22 protein-coding genes are annotated in these 19,743 nt (G+C 72.9%); 5 read left to right on the forward strand and 17 right to left on the reverse strand.

The features are described from left to right. Nucleotides 1-3: 3 nt before the first annotated feature. Nucleotides 4-357: an STAS domain-containing protein gene (locus ACTG9Q_RS23170; RefSeq protein ID WP_455574958.1), complete on the reverse strand. Its 354-nt coding sequence runs from the start codon at nucleotides 355-357 to the stop codon at nucleotides 4-6. Between the two features lie 168 nt (nucleotides 358-525). Beyond that, nucleotides 526-1,938, reverse strand: coding sequence for a dihydrolipoyl dehydrogenase family protein (locus ACTG9Q_RS23175; protein WP_455574959.1), 1,413 nt, complete (start codon nucleotides 1,936-1,938; stop codon nucleotides 526-528). Nucleotides 1,939-2,050: 112 nt separating this feature from the next. Between ACTG9Q_RS23175 and ACTG9Q_RS23180 the strand changes: the two genes are divergently transcribed. Beyond that, complete coding sequence (locus ACTG9Q_RS23180) at nucleotides 2,051-3,631, forward strand: phytoene desaturase family protein (RefSeq protein WP_455574960.1); 1,581 nt, start codon at nucleotides 2,051-2,053, stop codon at nucleotides 3,629-3,631. Nucleotides 3,632-3,841: 210 nt separating this feature from the next. Here the strand turns inward: ACTG9Q_RS23180 and ACTG9Q_RS23185 are convergent, their stop codons facing one another. The 8 genes from ACTG9Q_RS23185 to ACTG9Q_RS23220 form a co-directional block, all read right to left on the reverse strand. After that, the gene (locus ACTG9Q_RS23185; RefSeq protein ID WP_455574961.1) at nucleotides 3,842-4,279 is read right to left on the reverse strand and encodes an SRPBCC family protein; all 438 of its coding nucleotides are present in this window, start codon (nucleotides 4,277-4,279) and stop codon (nucleotides 3,842-3,844) included. A 36-nt stretch (nucleotides 4,280-4,315) separates the two neighbouring features. Continuing rightward, the gene (locus ACTG9Q_RS23190) at nucleotides 4,316-5,470 is read right to left on the reverse strand and encodes an AI-2E family transporter (RefSeq protein WP_455574962.1); all 1,155 of its coding nucleotides are present in this window, start codon (nucleotides 5,468-5,470) and stop codon (nucleotides 4,316-4,318) included. Between the two features lie 100 nt (nucleotides 5,471-5,570). Continuing rightward, complete coding sequence (locus ACTG9Q_RS23195) at nucleotides 5,571-7,055, reverse strand: PLP-dependent transferase (protein WP_455574963.1); 1,485 nt, start codon at nucleotides 7,053-7,055, stop codon at nucleotides 5,571-5,573. Then, a complete protein-coding gene (locus ACTG9Q_RS23200) occupies nucleotides 7,048-7,728 on the reverse strand; it encodes a transglutaminase-like domain-containing protein (RefSeq protein WP_455574964.1) in 681 nt (226 codons plus the stop codon). Before ACTG9Q_RS23200 ends, ACTG9Q_RS23195 begins: the two co-directional genes overlap by 8 nt. A 16-nt stretch (nucleotides 7,729-7,744) precedes the next feature. Beyond that, nucleotides 7,745-8,887, reverse strand: coding sequence for an acyl-CoA dehydrogenase family protein (locus ACTG9Q_RS23205; RefSeq protein WP_455574965.1), 1,143 nt, complete (start codon nucleotides 8,885-8,887; stop codon nucleotides 7,745-7,747). A 20-nt stretch (nucleotides 8,888-8,907) separates the two neighbouring features. Next, complete coding sequence (locus tag ACTG9Q_RS23210) at nucleotides 8,908-9,279, reverse strand: ectoine synthase (protein WP_455574966.1); 372 nt, start codon at nucleotides 9,277-9,279, stop codon at nucleotides 8,908-8,910. Next, nucleotides 9,276-9,557, reverse strand: coding sequence for an acyl carrier protein (locus ACTG9Q_RS23215; protein ID WP_455574967.1), 282 nt, complete (start codon nucleotides 9,555-9,557; stop codon nucleotides 9,276-9,278). Before ACTG9Q_RS23215 ends, ACTG9Q_RS23210 begins: the two co-directional genes overlap by 4 nt. Further along, the gene (locus ACTG9Q_RS23220) at nucleotides 9,554-11,023 is read right to left on the reverse strand and encodes an AMP-binding protein (protein WP_455574968.1); all 1,470 of its coding nucleotides are present in this window, start codon (nucleotides 11,021-11,023) and stop codon (nucleotides 9,554-9,556) included. The genes ACTG9Q_RS23215 and ACTG9Q_RS23220 overlap by 4 nt, the downstream gene beginning before the upstream one ends. A gap of 167 nt (nucleotides 11,024-11,190) precedes the next feature. On the opposite strand from ACTG9Q_RS23220, the gene ACTG9Q_RS23225 reads away from it, so the two are divergent. Continuing rightward, nucleotides 11,191-11,568, forward strand: coding sequence for a RidA family protein (locus ACTG9Q_RS23225; protein WP_455574969.1), 378 nt, complete (start codon nucleotides 11,191-11,193; stop codon nucleotides 11,566-11,568). A gap of 40 nt (nucleotides 11,569-11,608) precedes the next feature. Here the strand turns inward: ACTG9Q_RS23225 and ACTG9Q_RS23230 are convergent, their stop codons facing one another. From ACTG9Q_RS23230 to ACTG9Q_RS23250, 5 genes are read right to left on the reverse strand one after another with little or no spacing between them, the layout of a single operon-like run. Further along, nucleotides 11,609-12,187, reverse strand: coding sequence for a 1,2-dihydroxy-3-keto-5-methylthiopentene dioxygenase (locus ACTG9Q_RS23230; protein ID WP_455574970.1), 579 nt, complete (start codon nucleotides 12,185-12,187; stop codon nucleotides 11,609-11,611). Between the two features lie 9 nt (nucleotides 12,188-12,196). Beyond that, a complete protein-coding gene (mtnB, locus tag ACTG9Q_RS23235; RefSeq protein WP_455574971.1) occupies nucleotides 12,197-12,799 on the reverse strand; it encodes a methylthioribulose 1-phosphate dehydratase in 603 nt (200 codons plus the stop codon). Continuing rightward, nucleotides 12,796-13,815: an S-methyl-5-thioribose-1-phosphate isomerase gene (mtnA, locus tag ACTG9Q_RS23240; protein ID WP_455574972.1), complete on the reverse strand. Its 1,020-nt coding sequence runs from the start codon at nucleotides 13,813-13,815 to the stop codon at nucleotides 12,796-12,798. The genes mtnB and mtnA overlap by 4 nt, the downstream gene beginning before the upstream one ends. Then, the gene (purD, locus tag ACTG9Q_RS23245; protein ID WP_455574973.1) at nucleotides 13,806-15,137 is read right to left on the reverse strand and encodes a phosphoribosylamine--glycine ligase; all 1,332 of its coding nucleotides are present in this window, start codon (nucleotides 15,135-15,137) and stop codon (nucleotides 13,806-13,808) included. The genes mtnA and purD overlap by 10 nt, the downstream gene beginning before the upstream one ends. 11 nt (nucleotides 15,138-15,148) lie before the next feature. After that, complete coding sequence (locus ACTG9Q_RS23250; protein ID WP_455574974.1) at nucleotides 15,149-16,114, reverse strand: EamA family transporter; 966 nt, start codon at nucleotides 16,112-16,114, stop codon at nucleotides 15,149-15,151. A gap of 206 nt (nucleotides 16,115-16,320) precedes the next feature. Between ACTG9Q_RS23250 and ACTG9Q_RS23255 the strand changes: the two genes are divergently transcribed. Further along, the gene (locus tag ACTG9Q_RS23255; RefSeq protein ID WP_455574975.1) at nucleotides 16,321-17,526 is read left to right on the forward strand and encodes an ATP-grasp domain-containing protein; all 1,206 of its coding nucleotides are present in this window, start codon (nucleotides 16,321-16,323) and stop codon (nucleotides 17,524-17,526) included. Nucleotides 17,527-17,532: 6 nt separating this feature from the next. Here the strand turns inward: ACTG9Q_RS23255 and ACTG9Q_RS23260 are convergent, their stop codons facing one another. Then, nucleotides 17,533-18,135 carry a TetR/AcrR family transcriptional regulator gene (locus ACTG9Q_RS23260; RefSeq protein WP_455574976.1) on the reverse strand — a complete coding sequence of 201 codons (603 nt, stop codon included), beginning with the start codon at nucleotides 18,133-18,135 and terminating at the stop codon, nucleotides 17,533-17,535. A 24-nt stretch (nucleotides 18,136-18,159) separates the two neighbouring features. Further along, a complete protein-coding gene (locus ACTG9Q_RS23265) occupies nucleotides 18,160-18,981 on the reverse strand; it encodes a class I SAM-dependent methyltransferase (protein WP_455574977.1) in 822 nt (273 codons plus the stop codon). Nucleotides 18,982-19,054: 73 nt separating this feature from the next. Between ACTG9Q_RS23265 and ACTG9Q_RS23270 the strand changes: the two genes are divergently transcribed. Continuing rightward, nucleotides 19,055-19,432: a TnsA-like heteromeric transposase endonuclease subunit gene (locus tag ACTG9Q_RS23270; RefSeq protein WP_455574978.1), complete on the forward strand. Its 378-nt coding sequence runs from the start codon at nucleotides 19,055-19,057 to the stop codon at nucleotides 19,430-19,432. Further along, the gene (locus ACTG9Q_RS23275) at nucleotides 19,429-19,554 is read left to right on the forward strand and encodes a hypothetical protein (protein WP_455574979.1); all 126 of its coding nucleotides are present in this window, start codon (nucleotides 19,429-19,431) and stop codon (nucleotides 19,552-19,554) included. The genes ACTG9Q_RS23270 and ACTG9Q_RS23275 overlap by 4 nt, the downstream gene beginning before the upstream one ends. The last annotated feature ends 189 nt before the right edge of the window (nucleotides 19,555-19,743 follow it).

The raw sequence follows: 19,743 nt of genomic DNA on the forward strand, positions 1-19,743 counted from the left end.
CGTTCAGGGCACGGCCACCATGTTGAGCCTGCCCTCCAACTCCGTGGCGGTGAACACCCGGCGGACGATCGAGTGCGGGGAAACCAGGACGCGCCACCGGACCGGCCTGCCGAGGACGCTCTCCTGGCAGTCGACGAGCACGCCCAGACCGGCGGCGCCGAAGAAGGTCACCGACCGCAGGTCGACGGAGACCGCTCGCGGCGAGGCGCGCAGGGCTTCGCCCAGGACGTCGGCGAAGTCGGGGGCGGTCAGGGCATCGATCTCACCGGCGACCAGCACCGTCAGGTGTTCGTCGTCGCCGATCACGTTCATCGCGGGGAGGGCGGTGGGCACCACGGACCAAGAGACTCGTTCCATGCCGAGCGTCCTCACGTCGACTGCGCTCAGGGGACCTGTTGGACCCAACCCCCACAGCCAGTATGGCCACGGGCCGTGGCGGGCGGCAACCGGAGCGAGCCCACCGCCGAATCCGGCCACGCAGGCGCACCGCGTCCGGGATGAGTCCCAAGTGGATCAGACGGCGCATTAGGAGAGCAGCCGCCGAATCCGGCGGACCGCCGCGGCCAGCGCCCTGGGCAGGGGACGGCGGCTCGCGGCGACGCTCTCGGCGATGGCGGCGTTCCACACCCCGTCCGCCCAGGTCGGGTACGGGTGCACGACGCCTGCCAGGTCGCGCAGCCGCTCCCGGCGGGCGACCAGCCCGGCCAGCTCGGCCAGCATCTCCCCCGCCCGGGGCGCGACCACCGTGGCCCCCAGCACCCGGCCGCGCCCGTCGAGGACCACCGCGGTGAAGCCCTCGGCGGCGTCCTCGGTGATCGCCCGGTCGACGTGCTCGTGGCCGAGGCGGCGGACCCGCACCGCGCGTCCGTGCACGGCCCGCGCCCGCGCCTCGGTCAGGCCGACCTGGGCGACCTCGGGCGCGGTGAACACCACCGACGGGATGGCGTCGGGGTCCAGCGAGCGGACCGGGGCCAGCAGCGCGTTGGTCGCCGCGATGCTGCCCTGCATCCCGGCGACGTGGGTGAACGCCGGGCCGCCGGTGACGTCGCCCGCGGCCAGGACGCGGGGGTTGCTGGTGCGCAGCCGGGCGTCGACGCGGACGTGCCCCCGCTCGTCGGTGGCGACCCCGGCCGCGGCGAGGCCGAGACCCGCTGTCGCGGGGACGCGGCCGGTGGCGGCGAGGACGCGGTCGACCGGGACCGTCCGCTCCCCCGACGCCGTGGCGACCACCGCGGCGCCGTCGGCGATCCGGGTCAGCGACGCCGAGGTCAGCACCTGGACGCCGTCCGCGCCGAGCGCGGCGGCCACGGCGGCGCTCGCCCGGGGCTCGGCGTGGGGCAGCAGCCGGTCGGCGGTCTCCACGATGGTGACGGCCGCGCCCAGCCGGGCCATGGCCTGGCCCAGCTCGCAGCCGACCGGGCCGCCGCCGAGGACCAGCAGGGCGGCGGGCAGGCGGGTGAGGTCCCAGATGGTGTCGCTGGTCAGCGGGTCGGTGAGGCCGGGAACCCGGGGCACGGCGGGCCTCGCCCCGGTCGCCACCAGGGCGTGGCGGAAGCGCAGCACCCGCTCCCCCACGCGGATCTCCCGGGGGCCGGTGAACACCGCCTCACCCGCCACCACCTCGACCCCGGCCGCGGTCAGCGCCTCGGGCGCGTCGACCGGGGCGATCCTGGTGATGGCGCGCCGGGTGTGGGCGAGCACCGCGGCGAGGTCGACCCGCGGCTCGACGGCGCCGATGCCGAAGCGGTCGGCGGTGCGCATCGCGTGGGCGGTGTTCGCCGCGGTGATGAGCGCCTTGCTGGGCACGCAGCCCGTCCACAGGCAGTCGCCGCCGGTCCGGTCGCGCTCGACCAGCACCACGTCGGCGCCCAGCCCGCCCGCCGTCTTCGCCGCGATGATCCCCGCGGTACCGCCACCGACCACCACCAGGTCACGCATGTCACTCCCCTTCCGCCGACGTGCTGAGCCTAGGGCCACCAGAACTGTCCTTTGTGGATAAAGTGTCCGTCGGGCCCAGGATGGGTACCTCCCGGGAGACCCGAGGTGAGGAGTGACGGTGGACGCTGTGGTGATCGGCAGCGGGCCCAACGGCCTGGTCGCGGCCAACGTGCTGGCCGACGCCGGGTGGGAGGTCCTGGTGCTGGAGGCTCAGGACACCCCCGGCGGCGCGGTGCGCACCGCCGAGATCACCGTGCCCGGGTTCCGGCACGACCTCTACAGCGCGTTCTACCCGCTCGGCGTCGCCTCCCCCGTGCTGAGCGACCTGCGGCTGCACGAGCACGGCCTGCGCTGGCGGCACGCCCCGCAGGCGCTGGCGCACGTCTTCCCCGACGACCGCGTGGTGACGCTGTCGCGGGACATCGACACCACCGCCGAGTCCGTCGAGCGCTTCGGCGGGGGTGACGGCGCGGCGTGGCGCGCGGAGTACGAGCGCTACCTGGAGATCCGCGACGACCTGCTGAACGCGCTGCTCAGGCCGTTCCCCCCGGTCCGCGCGGGCGCGGGGCTGCTGCGCTCGCTGGGCGTCGGCGAGGCGCTGCGCACCGCGCGGATGGCCGTGATGCCGGTGCGCCGGTTCGGCGAGGAGCGTTTCGCGGGCGAGGGCGCGCGCGTCCTGCTGGCGGGCAACGCCCTGCACACCGACCTCGGCCCCGGCCAGGCGGGCAGCGCGGTGTTCGGCTGGCTGCTGGCGATGCTCGGCCAGGACGTCGGCTTCCCGGTGCCCGAGGGCGGGGCCGGGGCGATCACCGACGCGCTGGTCGCCCGGCTGCGCTCGCGCGGGGGCAGGCTGGAGTGCGGCAGGCGCGTCTCGCGGGTGGTCGTGGGCGGCGGCCGGGCCCTCGGCGTGGTCACCGCCGACGGCGAGGCCGTCCGCGCGACCCGCGCGGTGCTGGCCGACGTGCCCGCCCCGGCGCTCTACCTCGACCTGGTGGGGGCCGACCTGCTGCCCGCGGGCCTGGCCGCCGACCTGCGCCGGTTCGACTGGGACGACGCCACCATCAAGATCGACTGGGCGCTCTCCGGCCCCATCCCGTGGCGCTCGCCGGAGGCGGGCCGGGCGGGGACCGTGCACCTGGGCGTGGACCTCGACGGCCTGGGCGCGGTGGACGCCGACCTCTCGCGCGGCCGGGTCCCCGGCGAGCCGTTCCTGCTGCTGGGCCAGATGACCACCGCCGATCCCAGCCGCTCCCCGTCGGGCACCGAGTCCGCCTGGCTCTACAGCCACGTCCCCCGCGGCGGGCACTGGCCCGCCGAGCGCCTGCGCGCGTGGGCCGCGGAGACCGAGGCCACCCTGGAGCGCCACGCGCCCGGCTTCGGCGACCTGGTCCTCGGCCGCGTCGTGTCCGGGCCGGGAGACCTGCAGCGCGGCAACCAGTCGCTGGTCGCGGGCGCGATCAACGCGGGCACGGCGGGCATCCACCAGCAGTTGGTGTTCCGGCCGACGCCGGGCCTGGGCCGCGCGGACACGGTCATCGACGGTCTGTTCCTGGCAGGCGCCTCGGCCCACCCCGGCGGCGGTGTCCACGGCGCCCCGGGGGCCAATGCCGCTCGGGCGGCGTTGGCCGCTCACGGCTGGTACGGGCCCGCCTACCGGGGCCTGATCCGAGGACTGCACCGCCGCTTGTACTAGGTACTAGGGAGCGTGGCCTGCCGTGCCCGGCTTGGGCATCCGACTGTGCACGACGGTGAGGACCCGGTCCGGCAAGTCTGGCAACAGGTGTCCGGCCACCGCCCGCAAGCGGTTGGCCACCGGGCCCGCGACCACGTGGCCGCGGCCCCTCATCATCGCCTCGAAGCCGTCACGGGCCACAGTGGACGGCGGGTGCTCGTCATCGGGTCCTCACTCGGACCGTCGCTCGGCCAAGGCGCACAGCCGGCCCAGCGCTTCGCGGTTGCGCGGCACCAGCATCAGGTCCTGCAGCTTCTTGGGAAGCGCCGTGGACGGCCCGGACCGCGCCTGCTCGGTCATGACGACCCTGGTGCCGCCGGGGGTCGGCTCCAGCTCCAGGCGCACGACCGCCGCGCCCAGCGGCCACAGCCGCGCGTCCAGCTCCAGCATCTCCCCGGCACGCGCCTCGCGGACCTTGGTGACGTCCTCGATCACCAGGGGCCACGCGCCGACGCTGTGGTGGATGCGGGTGCCGACCGCGGGCCAGCCCTGGTCGACCCGCCGGATGTGCGATGCGCCCACGACCCACGCGCCGTAGGCCCAGCCGTCGGCCAGCACGCTCCACACGCGCTCGACCGGCACGGGGAATTCCCTGCTCACTGCCGCCATGCGCGGGGAGTACCCCGGTGGCGCGGCGGACAACCGTCAGCGCTCGATCTCGGGCCGGGGCTCGGGTTCGGGCTGGGGTTCGGGCTGGGGTTCCGGTGTGGGCTCGGGCTCCGACGCCGTGCGCTCGTCGATGACCTCGCCGAGGTAGCGCAGGACCACCGCGGCGGCCGCGACCACCGGCACCGCCAGGAACGCGCCCGCGATGCCGAAGATGCTGCCACCCGCGGTGACCGCCAGCAGGACGACCGCGGCGTGCAGGCGCAGGCTGTGCGACTGCAGGATCGGCTGCAGGACGTTGCCCTCCACCTGCTGCACGACCACGATGACGACCAGGATGATCAGCGCGGCCGTCGGCCCGTTGCTGACCAGCGCCACCAGGACGGCCAGCCCGCCCGCGATGAACGCGCCGACGATGGGCACGAACCCGCCGAGGAAGGTCAGCACCGCCAGCGGGACGGCCAGCGGCACGCCGACGATCAGCAGCGCGGCCCCGATGAGCACCGCGTCGATGAGGCTGACGACCGCCTGGGTCCGGATGAACCCGCCCAGCGACACCCACACCCGCTCCAGCACGACCGCGAGGTGGCCACCGGCGCGCCCCCCGGCCACGCCGCGCAGCCAGGGCAGGAACCGCGGGCCGTCCTTGACGAAGAAGAACGCGAGCACCAGCGCGAGGACGCCGGTCACCACCCCCGAGGTGACCGTGCCGACCCCGGTGAGCAGCCCGCTGGCGACCGAGCCCACGCTGGAGGTGATCTGGTCGACCCCCTGCTGGACCAGCCGGTCGAGCTGGCTGTCGGCCAGGTTGAACGGCGGGCCCGCCAGCCAGTCCTTGGCCTCGCCCAGCGCCTGGATGGCCCGGTCGGCGATCTCCGGCACGCCCGAGGCGATCGTGGTCGCCATCAGCGCGACCACCCCGCCGAGGGTGCCGAGCCCGACCAGCAGCACGATCGAGGCGGCCAGCGCGGGCGGCATCCCGCGCCCGCGCAGCCACCGGGTGGGCGGCCAGAGCACGGTGGTGATCAGCAGGGCGAGCAGCACCGGCAGCACGATCACCCAGAGCCTGCCGATGAGCAGCCACAACAGCACCGCCCCGGCCGCCACGAGCACCCACCGCAGGCTCCACCGCGCCAGCCAGGACACCCCGTGCCCGATCACCGCACCCCGGTCGTCCTTCACGCCGCCGCCCACCAACCCCACCTCCTCGCGACACCCCGCGCGCCGCCTCGGGCAGCAGCCTGCCAGAGCCCCACCCATCCGGCCGATCAACGCCCCGAAGCGGGCTGCCGACTTACCCCGGGTTGGCGGCGAGGGCTCTGGCCACCGCCTCCGCCAGGGCCGGGATCTGCTCGGCGCGGTCGCCCGCGTAGAGCCGCAGGAAGGTGGGCTCGCCCTCGGCCATCGGGTCGGCCGGGGAGGCGCGCGGGGCGGAGAAGCCGAAGCTGGCGCCCTTGGTGAGCTGGACCGCCGCGGCGCCCGCGTGCTCGATGATGGCGTCGATCACCGGGCTCAGCCGGTCGCGGGTGTTGCGGGCGTTCGCGTGGAACAGGAAGGTCGCGAACCCGCTGGCGTAGTCCAGGGTGGCCGCGATGCCGTGGTCGGGGTGCTCGGGCAGCGCCGGGTGGTGCACCGAGCCCGCGGCGAGGACGCGGGGGTCGGCGCCCAGGGTCGCCGCGAGGCGCTCGGCGTTGGCGCAGACCCGGCCCATGCGCTCGCGCAGCGCGGCGCGGTCGTAGCGGGGGAAGAGCTCGGCGCTGTGGCGGTACAGGACGGCGCCCGCGTTGCGGCGGAGCAGGGACATGCGCTCGGACAGCTCCGAGGGGTAGACGAGCATGCCCGCCATCCCGGAGTCCATCCCCAGCTGGAGGTACTTCGACCCGCTCTCGTAGTACAGGATCTCCAGGCGGTCGTCGCTCTCCAGCAGGTCGGCGGGCAGGGCGGCGGCGATCATCGTGCCGTCCACGACCACCGTCAGCGGCTCGGTCAGCACCTCGCGCAGGCGCTCGAACAGGGCGGCGAGATCGATCATCCGCTGGGTGCCGATGTTCGCCACCGGGTCGACGAACAGGCAGCGCGGGCGCAGCCGCTCGACGTCGGCGACGATCTCGCCGACCCCGTACCCGCACGCCCGCTCCACGGTGATGAACGGCAGCGCCTCCAGCTGCTCGGCGGACTCGAAATAGATGTACGGCGCCAGCAGCACCGTGTCCCCAGGACGCAGCCGCGTGCGCACCAGGAACGACTCGATCACCGAGAAGGCCGCCATCCCCGATGAGGTGACGCTGAGCCCGTGGGTGTCCGCCGAGAGGCCGAACACCTCCATCAGCTGCCGCTCGACCCGCTCCACCGCGCGGTGCTCGTAGCGCTCGTAGTTGACCGACGGGCAGTCCAGCGCCCCCGGGTCGAAGAACTGCACCGCCCGCGACTGCCCGTAGGACTGCGCGCACCACTCCAGCGCGCCGCGCACGTAGGCCACTGTGGACAGCGCGAACCGCACCACGACCTCGCCCGCGCTCAGCGCGGCGGGCAGGTCGTCGGCGGGGTGGACGAACGTCCGGCGCTGCTGCCGGAGCACCCGCAGCTCGGCTTGGCGCGCGGCGCCGAGCAGGCTGGTGGCCACCGCGCCGTCGACGGGAAGGCCGCGGCGGGCGCAGGCGGCGGCGTGGCGGTCGACCTCGCGGCGCGCCTCGCGCAGCTCGGTCACGCACACCGCCAGCTGATCCGACAGCGCCGCCAGCCGCGGCTCCGCCTCCAGCAGCAGCGCGGGCTCAGCCATCGGAGCCCCCGGCGGCCTCGGCCACCAGCGACCCGGACCGCAGCGCGTGCCTGCCCGCGAACAGCTTCGGGTGCGCCGCGCGGATGCCCTCGACCACCAGCTCGTACGGGAAGTCGTCGAACTCCCCGTACTCGTGCAGGAACTCCATGTGCCGCCTGCCCTTGCTGTCATACGGGTGGTACATGCTGTCGGCCGTGCCGTCGAACTCCAACGGCGTGATCCCGTAGAGCTTGCACAGCATCTTGTTGAACACCGGCGTGGCCCGCACCCAGCGCCCGTCCAGGTGCACGGAGTTGAGCGCGTGGAACCGGAAGATGTCGCCGCCGACCAGCTCGCGCAGCCGGGGCGAGGCGAGGTGGTTGCGGACGTCGGTCATGACCAGCCTGCTGGGCACGCCCGCGGCGCGGCAGGCAGCGGCGTACACAATGGACTTGTGCACGCAGAAGCCCTGGCCCCGCTCGATGATCGCGCTCGCCCGCAGCCCCTCGCGGCTCAGGTCGGCGCCGTAGACCTCGTACATGAGGCGGTCGCGCACCGCGTAGTAGATCGCGACCGCGTTCTCCGTCGGGGTGCCCGACCCCTCGCCCAGCGCCCGGTCGACGAAGTTCTGCACGACGTCGCTGGTGTGGTCGAGGAACTCGGTGGGGGCGAGCAGTTCGTTGGTGACAGTCATCAGGTTGCCTTCCCGGTCAGCTCACACCGAGCATTCGAGCGATCTTGTCCCGCATGACTTCGGAGGTCCCCGAGTAGATGGTCCCGCCGGTCGCGTCGCGCAGGTCTTTCTCCAGGCCGTACTCGGTGCTGTAGCCGCGCGCGCCGAAGATCTGCACCGCGTCGGCCGCCGAGGCCACGTTCGCCTCGCTCACCAGCAGCTTGGCGATCGAGACGTCGACCATGACGTCCTCGCCCGCCATGAACTTCGCCGCGGTGTCGTAGAGCCAGCGCGACGCGGTCTCCATCCGGATCTTCATCTCCACGATCTTGCTCGACACCAGCTGGAACGACCCGATCTTGGCGCCGAACTGGGTGCGGGTCCTGGCGTACTCGACGCAGCGCTCCACCCGGTGGCGCATCGCGCCGAGGCTGATGGCGAAGGAGCACAGGATCTCCCAGGTCATCACGTGGTCGAGGATCAGGAAGCCCTTGCCGACCCGGCCGACCACGTTGGCCGCGGGCACCACGCAGTCGGTGAAGCTGACATCGCAGTACGGGGACGTGCGCAGGCCCATCTTGTCGATCGGCGGGCCCAGTTCGAGGCCGGGGGTGTCGCGGTCGACGACGAAGGTGGTGATGCCGAACGGTCCGGTGCCCTCCGCGGTCCTGGCGTAGACCAGGAACACGTCGGCCACCGGGCCGCTGCTGATGAAGCACTTCTCGCCGTTGAGGACGAAGGTGTCGCCCCGCTTCTCGGCCGTGGTGCGCATCCGCGCGGCGTCGGAGCCGCCGTGCCGCTCGGTGATGGCGTGCGCGCCGATGAGCCTGCCGTCGCAGATCTTGGGCATGTACCGGGACTTCAGGTCCGGGGAGCCGAAACGGTCGATCGGCACCCCGGTGCTCACCACGTGGGTGGAGACGCAGAAGCCCAGCCCGGTGTCGCGGCACTGGTGGCCCAGCGCGTCGAACACCGCCATCGTGGTGGCCAGGTCCTGGCCCTGGCCACCCCACTCCGGGTCGAACGGAAGGCCGAGCAGTCCCGAGTCGGCGACCAGTTTCCACTGCTCCAGCGGAAACTCGGCGACCCGGTCGCGCTCGATGTGCCCCTCGCCCCACTCCCGGAACTGCTGTGTGAAGTCGGCGCGGAGGGTTGTCTGCGCGTCTGTCCACTGTCGCATGTCTGCGTCTCCACCCGTGGTCAGTAGTTGGAGAACTCGCGGGTGAAGTCGTGCGCCTCGTTGCCCTGCAGGGCAGGGGTGAAGACGCAGACAAGGCGCAGGTCCTCGATCGGCGATGCGATCAGGTAGTGCGCGTCGTTCTTGTCCAAGGCGTACATCGTGCCGGGCGAGATCGGGTACTCGTTGCCATCGGAGTCGATGACCAGCCCGCTTCCCGAGATGCAGTAGCAAGCCTCTAAGTGGTTCCGGTACTGGAGCGGGGACCGGGTTCCGGCACGGACCACGGTGTCGGTGATGGTGTAGCCCATCCCGTCGCCGACGGTCAGGTATCGCCTGCTGGTGCCGTTGCCCCACTCCAGCGGCGCGACATCGTTCGTAGTGCGGACGATCATCGGTCCCACCCACCCTTTCCGGTGTTCTGCGCCAGCGGCGCCTCTCGTTCGACGAACCGGCGGATCGCCGCGACGGTCACGAAATCGCTCTCGGCGAGGTCGATGTCGTCGATCGGGATGCCGTAGTGGTTGCCCAGCCAGGTGACCAGCCGCAGCAGGCCGAGGCTGTCGACGATCCCGGCGGCGATCAGGTCGAGGTCATCGCCCAGCCGGTCGGGGTCGATGTCGGGCACGAACTCCCCGACGATGAACTCCTTGATGGTTCGCGAATCGCTCATGCCGTGCTCCCGTTCGTGACGTTGCGGCGGATCTGCTGCCGGTCGACCTTGCCCGTCGAGGTCCTCGGCAGCGCTTCGGTGACGATCTGCAGCGCGGCGGGGATGGCCACCCTGGGCAGCCGCAGCCTGCAGTACTCCCGCAGGGCGAGCCCGTCGGGTGCGCCCGGGGACCGGCCCCGGACGACGGCGTGGACGCGGACGCCCGCGAGGTCGTCGGGCACCCCGACCACCGCGGCCTCGACCACGGCCTCGTGTTCGAGCAGGATGTGCTCGATCTCCTCCAGGTTGACCCGCGTGCCGCGGACCTTCACCTGGAAGTCGTTGCGCCCCAACAGGGTGTGCACGCCGTCGGCGTCCCGGCGGACCAGGTCCCCGGAGCGGAAGTACACCTTGCCGTCGAGGGGGACGAACCGCTCTCCCGCGCCGGACTTGTGGTACCCCGGGGTCTGGAACGGGGTCCGCACGTACAGCTCGCCGGTGGCCGGTCCGTCGAGGACGGTTCCGTCCTCGGCGACCACCAGCGCGTCCACACCGGGCAGCGGCTTGCCGATGGGCAGCTCCGCCGGGGTCGGCGCGCCGGGGACCAGCGCGTGCAGGAAGCTGTCGTTGGTCTCGGTGCACCCGTAGATGTTGGAGATCTGGGCCGCGGGGAACAGCTCGGGCAGCCGGGCCAGCAGCCGACCCGAGGTCTTGTCCCCGGTCAGCACGACGTGGCGCACGTCGGTGAAGGGCTGTCCGTCCCACGCGTCGGCGAGCAGGCTGAACAGCATGGGCACCGCCTGCACGACCTCCACCCGGTTGTCGCGCAGCTGCGCGGCCAGGTGGCGGCCGTTGGTGGAGCGCCGGGCCTCGACCAGCACCGCCGTGCCGCCCGCCGCCAGCGTGGTCCACACGTCCAGCAGGCACAGGTCGAAGTTGAGCGGGGCGTAGTTGAGCACCGGGGTGCCCGGCCCGATTCCGAAGTGGTCGGCCGCCCAGGTGACGAAGCGGTCGAGGGCCCCGACCGTCACCGGCACGACCTTCGGCAGGCCGGTGGACCCGGACGTGGTCAGCAGGAAGCCGACCTCGTCGGGGTCCGGCGCCGGGACGGCACCCGGGCGCACGGCCGCCAGGCCCGCGATCTCGTGAATCCGCCTGCCCGCGGCGGTGTCCACCGGCCCGGCGGCGAGGATGTCGGTGCACCCCACGCTCTCGAGCAGCGCGCTGAACGTGTCGGCGCCCAGTTCGACCGACGGCAGCAGGAACGGCAGCCGCACGCGCAGGCAGGCCGCGATCAGCGCCAGGGTCTCGGGGGACTTGGCCGCGTGCACCGCGACCGGCCCGCCTCCGCGCAGGCCCAGCGCCTCGATCCGCGCGGCGGCGGCGACGGTCATCGCGGCCAGCTCGGCGTAGTCGACGCGCTGGTCACCCAGCACGACGGCGGGAGCGGTGGGCCGGGTGGCCGCGTTGCCCGCCAGACGAGCCACTAAGGACTCCGACATAATGATGGACACCTCCATCGGATGTGGTGAATTCACGTTGCACCATGAGGAAAGCCGAGACATCTCACGGGTTGCTGTCGCCGGCCATTGCGCACGTGGGCCGCGCACGCAGGCGGAGGACAGGGTCGGCGCCCGCCCCTACCCTGGCGGGCATGCAGATCTCCCGCGTTGACCCGCCGCACCTGTCCGACCCTGGGATCACCAACGGGACCCTGGTCACCGGGGCGCAGAAGTGGCTGTTCATCACCGCGCAGCCGCCCTTCCGCGCGGACCACACCGTCCCGGAGGGATTCGAGGCCCAGTACCGCCAGGTCTGGGCGAACCTGCTGGCGGTCCTGGAGCAGGCCGGGATGACCGTCGAGAACCTGGTGAAGGTCAACACCTACCTGGCCCGGCGCTCCGACCGGGAGCAGAACTCACTGCTGCGCCAGGAAGTGCTGGGCGAGCACAAGGCGTCGATGTGCATCATCGTCGTCGACTGCTGGGACGAGTCCTGGCTGCTGGAGATCGACGCCATCGCCGCCGCGTGAGCACCACGGGAAAGGGGGGCGCTTTCGCGCCCCCCTTTCCTCATGCCGACGCCCGGGTGCGCAATCTGTCCAAAGTGGGCATGGTCGAGGAGATCGTCTCCCCGGTGAACCCGGCCACCCAGCCGTCCTCCTCCTGGAAGAAGCGGATGGCGCAGAAGTGCGGCCGTGAACCCATGTCGAACCAGTGGGTCGTGCCCGCCGGGACCGACATCAGGTCGCCCGCGGTGCACACCACGGCGTACACCTTGTCGCCGAGGTGCAGGTAGAAGCAGCCCGACCCCTCGACGAAGAACCGCACCTCGTCCTCGTCGTGGGTGTGCTCGTCGAGGAACTTCCCGCGCGCGGCGTCGGCGGTGGCCTGCCAGCCGGGGTCGTCGCCGGGGACCATGCGGACCACGTCGACCAGCGGGTACGGCCCGGTCTCGGAGACCCTGGCGACCTCATCGGCGTAGGCGGCCAGCACGGCGGCCTGGTCGGCGTCGGCGGGCAGCTCCACCGTGGGCCAGCGCTCGAAGCCGATGCCGACCGCGGCCAGCTCGCGGGTGATCAGCGCGGTGTCCTCGGTGCGCAGCAGCACCGTCGTGCCGTCGTCCTCGGGCATGATCTGGAGCAGGGTCATGGTGGCCTCCTAACGGTCGGCGATGGCGAGCTGGAGCGCGCACAGCGTCTCAAGGCACTCCATGCGGTTGCGGGCGACCTCCAGCGTCGGCCCCCAGGTCGTCGCGCCGTGCCAGCCGATCAGCAGGGCGGGCGGGCTGTCCTGGCCCAACCGGGCGGTGACGTCGGCGGCGATGCGGGGCACGTCGGCGTGGTTGGCGAACAGCGGCACCGCCACCTTCGCCGGGTCGGCCGTCCCGAGCCCCTTGATGATCTCGAAATCGGTGAACCGCACCTCGTCGTCGCCCGCGCGGGCGGCCAGTGACGCCATCAGCGTGGTGTGGAACGGGTGCGCGTGCACGACCGCGCCCGCGTCGGGGAAGAGCCGGTACAGCGCGGTGTGGATGCAGGTCTCCGCCGACGGGCGCGGGCTGTGCGGGCTCAGCGCCCGCGCGTCGGCGATCCCCACCGCGACCACGTCCTCGGCGGTCAGCGCGCCTTTGCTCAGCCCGCTGGCGGTGATCAGCGCGGTGCCCGGGTCCGGCAGGCGGACGGAGATGTTGCCCGCGGTGCCCTCCATCCAGCCCCGCGCGTAGAGCTGCGCCGACATGGCGGCCAGCGCCTCCCCGCTCACGACGCCTCCCGGCTGAGCAGGGGTTCGAGCACGCCGTCCTCGGTGACCACGGCGCTCACCAGGTCCCCGGGGGTCACGTCGAAGGCCGGGTTGAACACCGCCGTGCCCTCGGGGGCCACCGAGACGCCCCCGAACGCGGTGACCTCGGCGGCGGCCCGCTCCTCGATCACGATGTCCGCGCCCGAGGCCAGCGAGAGGTCCACGGTGGACATCGGCGCCACCACGATGAACGGCACGCCCGCGCGCCGGGCGGCCAGCGCCAGCGGGTAGGTGCCGATCTTGTTCGCCACGTCGTTGTTGGCGCACACCCGGTCCGCGCCCACCAGCACGCAGTCGACCATCCCGGCGGCCAGGGCGAACGCGCCCGCCGAGTCGACGCAGAGCCGGTGCGGGATGCCCGCCTCGGCCAGCTCCCACGCGGTGAGCCGGGCGCCCTGCAGCAGGGGCCGGGTCTCCCCGAACAGCACCTCGGCGACGTGCCCGCCCGCCGCCAGCGTCCGGATCGTGCCCAGCGCCGTCCCCCACGCCACGGTGGCCAGCCTGCCGGTGTTGCAGTGCGTCAGCAGCCGCAGCGGGCCCGGCCCGCAGCAGCGCAGCACCAGGTCGGCGGCGTGGTCGGCGGCGGCGCGGTTGCGCCGCTCGTCCTCGGCCAGGATCGCCAGCGCCTCGGCGAGCACCCCGTCGGCGCCCTCGCCCAGCCGGGCCAGCACGCGGCGGACCGCCCAGCTCAGGTTCACCGCGGTGGGCCGGGCGCCCTCGACGCGGTGCGCGTCGGCGCGCACCGCGACCTCGTCGCAGCGGCCGTCGCGGGTGTGCGCGGCGGCCGAGAGGGCCACCGCCAGCGCGCCCGCGACGCCGATGGCCGGGGCGCCGCGGATGGCCAGGCGGATGATCGCGTCGATGACCTCGTCGACCGTGCCCAGGCGCAGCTCGCGGTACTCGTGCGGCAGCGCGCACTGGTCCACCGCGACGACTGTGCCCGACTCCCAGCGCAGTGACGGCCCGCCTAGTCCCATGGCATGGCCTTCCCGATGTCGGTGCGGTAGCGGATGCCGGGGAAGTCGATCTCGGCGATGCCCCGGTACGCCTGCTCGGCGGCGTCCTCCAGGGTGGGGCCGCGACCGACCAGGTTCAGGCACTTGCCGCCGTCGGTGACCACCTGGCCGTCCGGCCGGGTCCGCACGGCGCCGTGGAACACCCGGCAGCGGCCGGGGTCGACCTGGTCGATGCCGGTGATCGGCTGCCCGCGCGCGTATTCGCCGTAGGGCCAGCCGGGGGTGGACCCGACGAGCACGCCGTCGCGGTACTCCCGGAGCGGGCCCTGGCTGGCCACGACGTTGACGAAGTACTCGTCGGTGACCGTCAGCGGCGGGAGCCGGTCGAGGCGGTCGTCCACGATGGCCTGGCAGACCTCGGTGAAGTTGTCGCTCAGGCGGGGGAAGACCACCTCGGCCTCCGGGTCGCCCATCCTGGCGTTGATCTCGATGAGGGAGAGCTGGTCGCCGTCGAGCATGCAGCCCAGGTAGATCACGCCGGTGTAGTGGATGCCCTCCGCGGTCATCGCGGCCAGCAGCGGGCGCATCATCTGCCGCTCGAACCGCTCGACCTGCCCGGCGGTGTCGTCCGGGCTCGGGGAGAACGCGCCCATCCCGCCGCACATGACGCCCTGGTTGCCGTCGTCGGAGCGGGGGTAGTCCACCGCCATCGGCAGCATCAGGTGGTGCGCGCCGCCGACCAGGGCGAAGAACAGCAGCTCCCGGCCGAGCAGCTTCTCCTCGACGATGATCGAGTCGCCGCCGGGGCCGAAGTCCCGGGTCACCATCAGGCGCTCGACGGCGGTGACGGCCTCCTCGGCGGTGTCGCAGACGAAGACGCCGTTGCCCTGGCACGACTCGTTGCCCTTGATGACCAGCGGCCTGCCCGCCGAGCGGACGTAATCGATGGCGGGCCCGGGGCTCTCGAAGTAGCGGTACCCGGCGGTGGCGATGCCGTACTTGTCGCAGAGCCGCTTGGTGAACAGCTTGCTGGACTCCAGCCGGGCGGCGGCGCGGTCCGGGCCGATGGCGGGGATGCCCGCGGCCCGGAAGGCGTCGACGAAGCCCTCGGTCAGCGGCCGCGGGTGGGCGACGAGGGCGAGGTCGGCCCCGATCTCGCGGGCGTAGGCCACGGTCGGGCCGGGGTTGTAGATGTCCACCCCGGCCACCGGGATGATCCGGTCCTCGGTGATGGCGCCGCACCCGGGTGCCAGGTGGACGGTCACGTCCGGGTCGGTGCGGACGAACAGGTCGGCGTAGGCGTGGCCACGGCCGGTGTGGTCGACGACGACGACGTTGCGCATGGCTTCGGCTCCTAGGCGACGCGGTCGACCGCGGGGGCGCTTTCCACCGGTGTGGCGATGGGCAGCGGGGGCGGCAGGGCCGCGGTACGCGTCTCGTGCCTGCTGCGGGCCACCACCCCGATCCCGACCAGCACCGTGATGGCCAGGATGCAGGCCAGCGTCAGCGCGGAGGGGGTGAGCCGCCCGTCGAGCAGTTGCAGGAGGAACGCGAAGACCGGTGAGAGGGTGTCCACGAGGGACGCGGTGATCGGCTCGACGTACTTGATCCCGAGCTGGCCGAGGTAGCTGGGCAGCGCGACGCCGATCACGGCGATGAGCGCCGCGGGCAGGAACGCCGGGCCGATGCCCGGCTCGTCGGAGGTCGCCACCAGTGCCCAGCTCACCACGATCATCAGGAAGAAGCGCACGGACAGGGAGGACAGCGGGGTGAGGCCGTGGTCGCTGAGCCGCTTGGAGTAGATCACGCTGCCCACGCAGGCCACGCCGCAGGCGAAGCCCAGCGCCAGGCCGAGCACGGCCTGGCCGGTGTCGATGTCGCCGACCCCGCTGTTGCCGCTGACCGAGCCCCAGCTCAGCAGGGCCAGCGCCGCCACGACGCCGACGGCCACCAGCACCTCGGCGCGCAGGACGGTGCTTCCCTTGCGCAGCAAGGGCCCCAGCAGCACTGTCAGCACCGGGCCGATGGCGAACGCGACGACGTTGACCACCGCGGGTTCGAGCATCTTCAGCGCGTAGAGCAGGGTGAGCCAGGCGCCCGCGGTCATGATGTTGATGGCGATGACGTCACCGCGGTGTGTCCTCATCGGACGCAGGGCCGTCCTGAGCCCGTGTTTCACCGAGTCCAGGCCGAGGAACCACACCCCCGCCAGCGTGAACGAGATCGCCCCGACCGTGATCGGGTTGAGGGACTGGAGCTGGTGGCCCGCGTAGACGTCGGTTCCCGCTATGAGCACGGCGTAGCCGAGGAGCGGGATCAACCCACGAAGGGTGTTCGACATCGGCACTCCGGTTGGCTCGGCTGCACAGCCATGCCAGGCTAGGACGCGGTGCGTGACGGGGTCGTCTCCGAGAGTGCTGAGTGGACGCTCTCCGCTCGTGCTCGATCACCCGCCAGGGGTTGGCCCGTGCGTGCCCGCGTGCCCAGACTGATCAAGGATATCGCCGCTGGGGAGGCTGGTTGCCAATGGAGGTCCTCTATCTGGGCTGGTGGGCCGAGACCGCCGACGCCCTCGCGAGGCACGGGTGCGACACCACCTTCGTGGTCGGACCGGCCGACGCCGACGCCCCGGGCCGCGTCGTGGTCGTCCCCGATCCCGAGCGGCTCGACGACGTCGTCGCGGCCCTGCTGCGCGAGGGGATCGATCCGGCGGCGTTCGCGGTGGTCACCAGCGAGCACGAGGAGTGCCTGGTGCCCGCCGCCGTGCTCGCCGCCGCGTACGGCCGCCCCGGCCTGCCGGTGCCCACCGCGGTCGCGCTGCGGGACAAGGCGGTGCAGAAGGCCCTTGTCCGGGAGGCGGGCCTGCCGGTGGCCCGCTGCCGGACCATCACCAGGATCGAGGAGCTGGCCGAGACCGACCTGCCGTGCGTGGTGAAGCCGCTGGCGGGCAGCAGCACCAAGCTCACCTTCGCCGTCCGCGACCGGTGGTCGCTGGAGCTGGTCACCCGGCAGATCGCCGCGTCCGGCCGGCCTGGTCCCTGGCTGGTCGAGGAGTTCATGTCCGGCACCGAGCTGCACGTCGACGGCGTGGTGCGCGGCGGCACTGTGCTCTTCGCCGGGGTGTCGCGGTACCTGCAGAACGTCATCGAGATCCAGCACGGCGGCCTGGTGGGCTCGGTGACGGTGGACCCGTCCACGCAGGCCGACCTCTACGCCGAGGTCCACCGCCTCACCGGGCGCGCGCTCAGCGCCTTGGGCCACACCGACGGCGTGTTCCACCTGGAACTGTTCGACGACGGCGGGCGCCTGGCCTTCAGCGAGTGCGCGGGACGCATCGGCGGCGGCATGGTCCTGGAGACCACCCGGGCCAAGTTCGGCGTCGACCTCTACGACGAGTGGGTGCGCGCGATCCTGGGCCGCCCGAGCGCGCTCGCGCCCGCGGTCGACCCCCGCCCGTTCGGCTGGGTCCAGCTGACCGCCCCGCCCGGCCGGATCACCGCCATGCCGACCCCGGACGAGGTCCGCGCCCGCCCCGGCGTCGTCGCCCTGCAGACCACCCTGTCCGTCGGCGACACCGTCCCCGACACCACCGCCGCGTCCAACGCCCGCGCGGGACGCGTCGTCATGGCGGGCACCTCGGAATTCGGCCTCGCCCACGACCTGCGCGCCCTGGTCGCCTGGTTCCACGCGGCCGTCCACACCGAGCGCGCCCGGATCGTCCCCGCCGCTTAGTTACCGCTAGTTCCCGATCCCGCGCACGACCGTCGCGATGACGGCCTCGACGGAGACGGGACGCGCGGTGGGGAACGGGAACATGGTGGACAGCACCGTGTCGTGGCAGACGCCGACGAGCAGGGCCGCCACCGCGTCCACCTCCGCGCGCGGGGCGAGCCTGCCCAGGTCCCGCTCGGCGCGCAGGTACGCGGTGAGGCGGTCGCGCCAGTTCTCCCCGTCACCGCCGAGTTCGGCGAAGCGGGTGAGCACGGCGGGCAGGGCGACCAGCCCGGTGAACGCGGGCAGGATGGCGCGGTGCATGGCCAGGCCGTGAGCGAGGTGCGCGCGCAGGTTCGCCTCCACCTCGCCCGCGCCCGGCTCGGGGAGCGCGGGCAGGGCCAGTTCCACGGTGCGGACGTGCGCGTGCAGGGCGTTGGCGAGCAGTTCTTCCTTGTCGGCGAAATGGTTGTACAGCACGCCATCCGCCACGCCCGCCTCGCGGGCGATCGCCCGGACGGTCAGTCCCGCCGTGCCCACCGTGGCGATGAGCCGCTCGGCGGTGGCGATCAGGTGCTCGCGCAGGCTCCGCTCATCGTGGCGCAGGACCGCGGCTTTTCTCGGTGCCATCGCGGCCACTTTAGTGGTGCGCGTTCAGTGGTGCGCGGTGACCAGCCAGGCGGTGCCACGCAGGCGGACGCCCGCATTGGTGGCGAACGGGAGCAGCGCGTCGTCGAGCGCGGCCCTGGCCCGCGCGGCGGCGTCGGGTCCGGCCAACTCCATGTGGTGGCGGACCGGCCCCCACCCGGCGATGAACTCGGCGGCGTCGGCGGCGTCGCTGCCCCACACCTGGTCGGCTTCGACGTGCTCGCAACGGATGCCGGTGAACCCGGCGTCGGTCAGCACGGCCCGGGTCCGCTCGGGGTCGGCGAGGGAGGTGGGCCCGGTCCCGTCCGCGCCGGTGGGCTCTGGCAGGTGCGCGGCCAGCGCGCCGAACACGGCGCCGAGGTCGGTGCCCACCATCGAGGTCATGCACAGGAACGCCAGCCGCCCGCCGGGGCGCAGGGCGCGGCGCACGTTGGCGAAGGCGGCCACCGGGTCGGCGTAGAACATGACCCCGAACCGGCTCAACGCGATGTCGTACGCGTGCCGGTCAAAGGGATGGACCTGCACGTCACCCCGGACGAAGGCCACGGTGGACACCCCGGCCGCCGCGGCGCGGGCGGTGGCCGTGGCCAGCATGGGCTCGGACAGGTCGATGCCGGTCGCGTGCCGGGCCGCTCCGGCGGCCAGCCGGGTCAGCTGGCCGTTCCCGCAGCCCAGGTCCAGCACCCGGTCCCCCGCGCCGACGGCGTCGAGCAGGAACCGGTTGAAACCGCTGTTGACCGCGTCGTAGCGGTCGGCGTGGGTGGCCCAGTGCCTGCCCTCGTACCCGTTCCACGCCTGCTCCTGCGCGGTGTTGACGAACCCGGTCACGACATCCTCCTAATGAACACTCGTTCATGAACGTGTGTTCATAGTGGCCCGACCAGTGGCCCAACGTCAACTAATGGCTGGTGCTCGACGTCGTGCGGCGGACCGGATCAAGCCACGCGACCAGGTGGCGTTTGATGCGACGGCCGAGGCCTGCGAGGCGCCGGGCCGGCGCTACGAGGTGGTTGGGGCACCGCCGGAGGCGCTGCTGGCGAATGTGCGCTGGCTGGCCGGCTACCGGCATCCCCGCCACCAGCTCGATGACGTCACAGCCGCGCTGCGCGCGGCGTTCGCCGCGCCGACCGGGTTGCTCGACGGCGCCGAGGAGGTCGGCGATCCGACCGCGGTGCTGCCGGTGCTGTTCCACCTGCTCTGGCGCCGCGCGTTGCACGCCGACCTGGACCGTCCGCTGCACCCGGAGGTCGTGGTCAGGGCCGAGGAAGTCGGCCGGTGACATCTGCGGGGGCGGTTCTGCGGGTCGGCGACCGGGTCACGTTCGACGGCGACGAGCACCTGGTGGTCGGGCTCGCGGGCACGCAGGTGCGGCTACGCGCGGATGCTGGTTGGCGGGGCTGATGGCCTGCGGACTGGAACCAGCGGGTTTCTCTCATCCGGCCCCATCGGTGCCACTCGAAGTACGTCAGCGCAACCAACCGCCGTTACCAGGGCAGACGTCACCACATTGGTCGCTGGTGGCCCACCACAAACTGCTGGAACGATGGGGGACCGTGGGCTGATCGCTCACATCGGCCATACCGGTCCTGC

Source organism: Actinokineospora lacus (genome assembly GCF_053813445.1).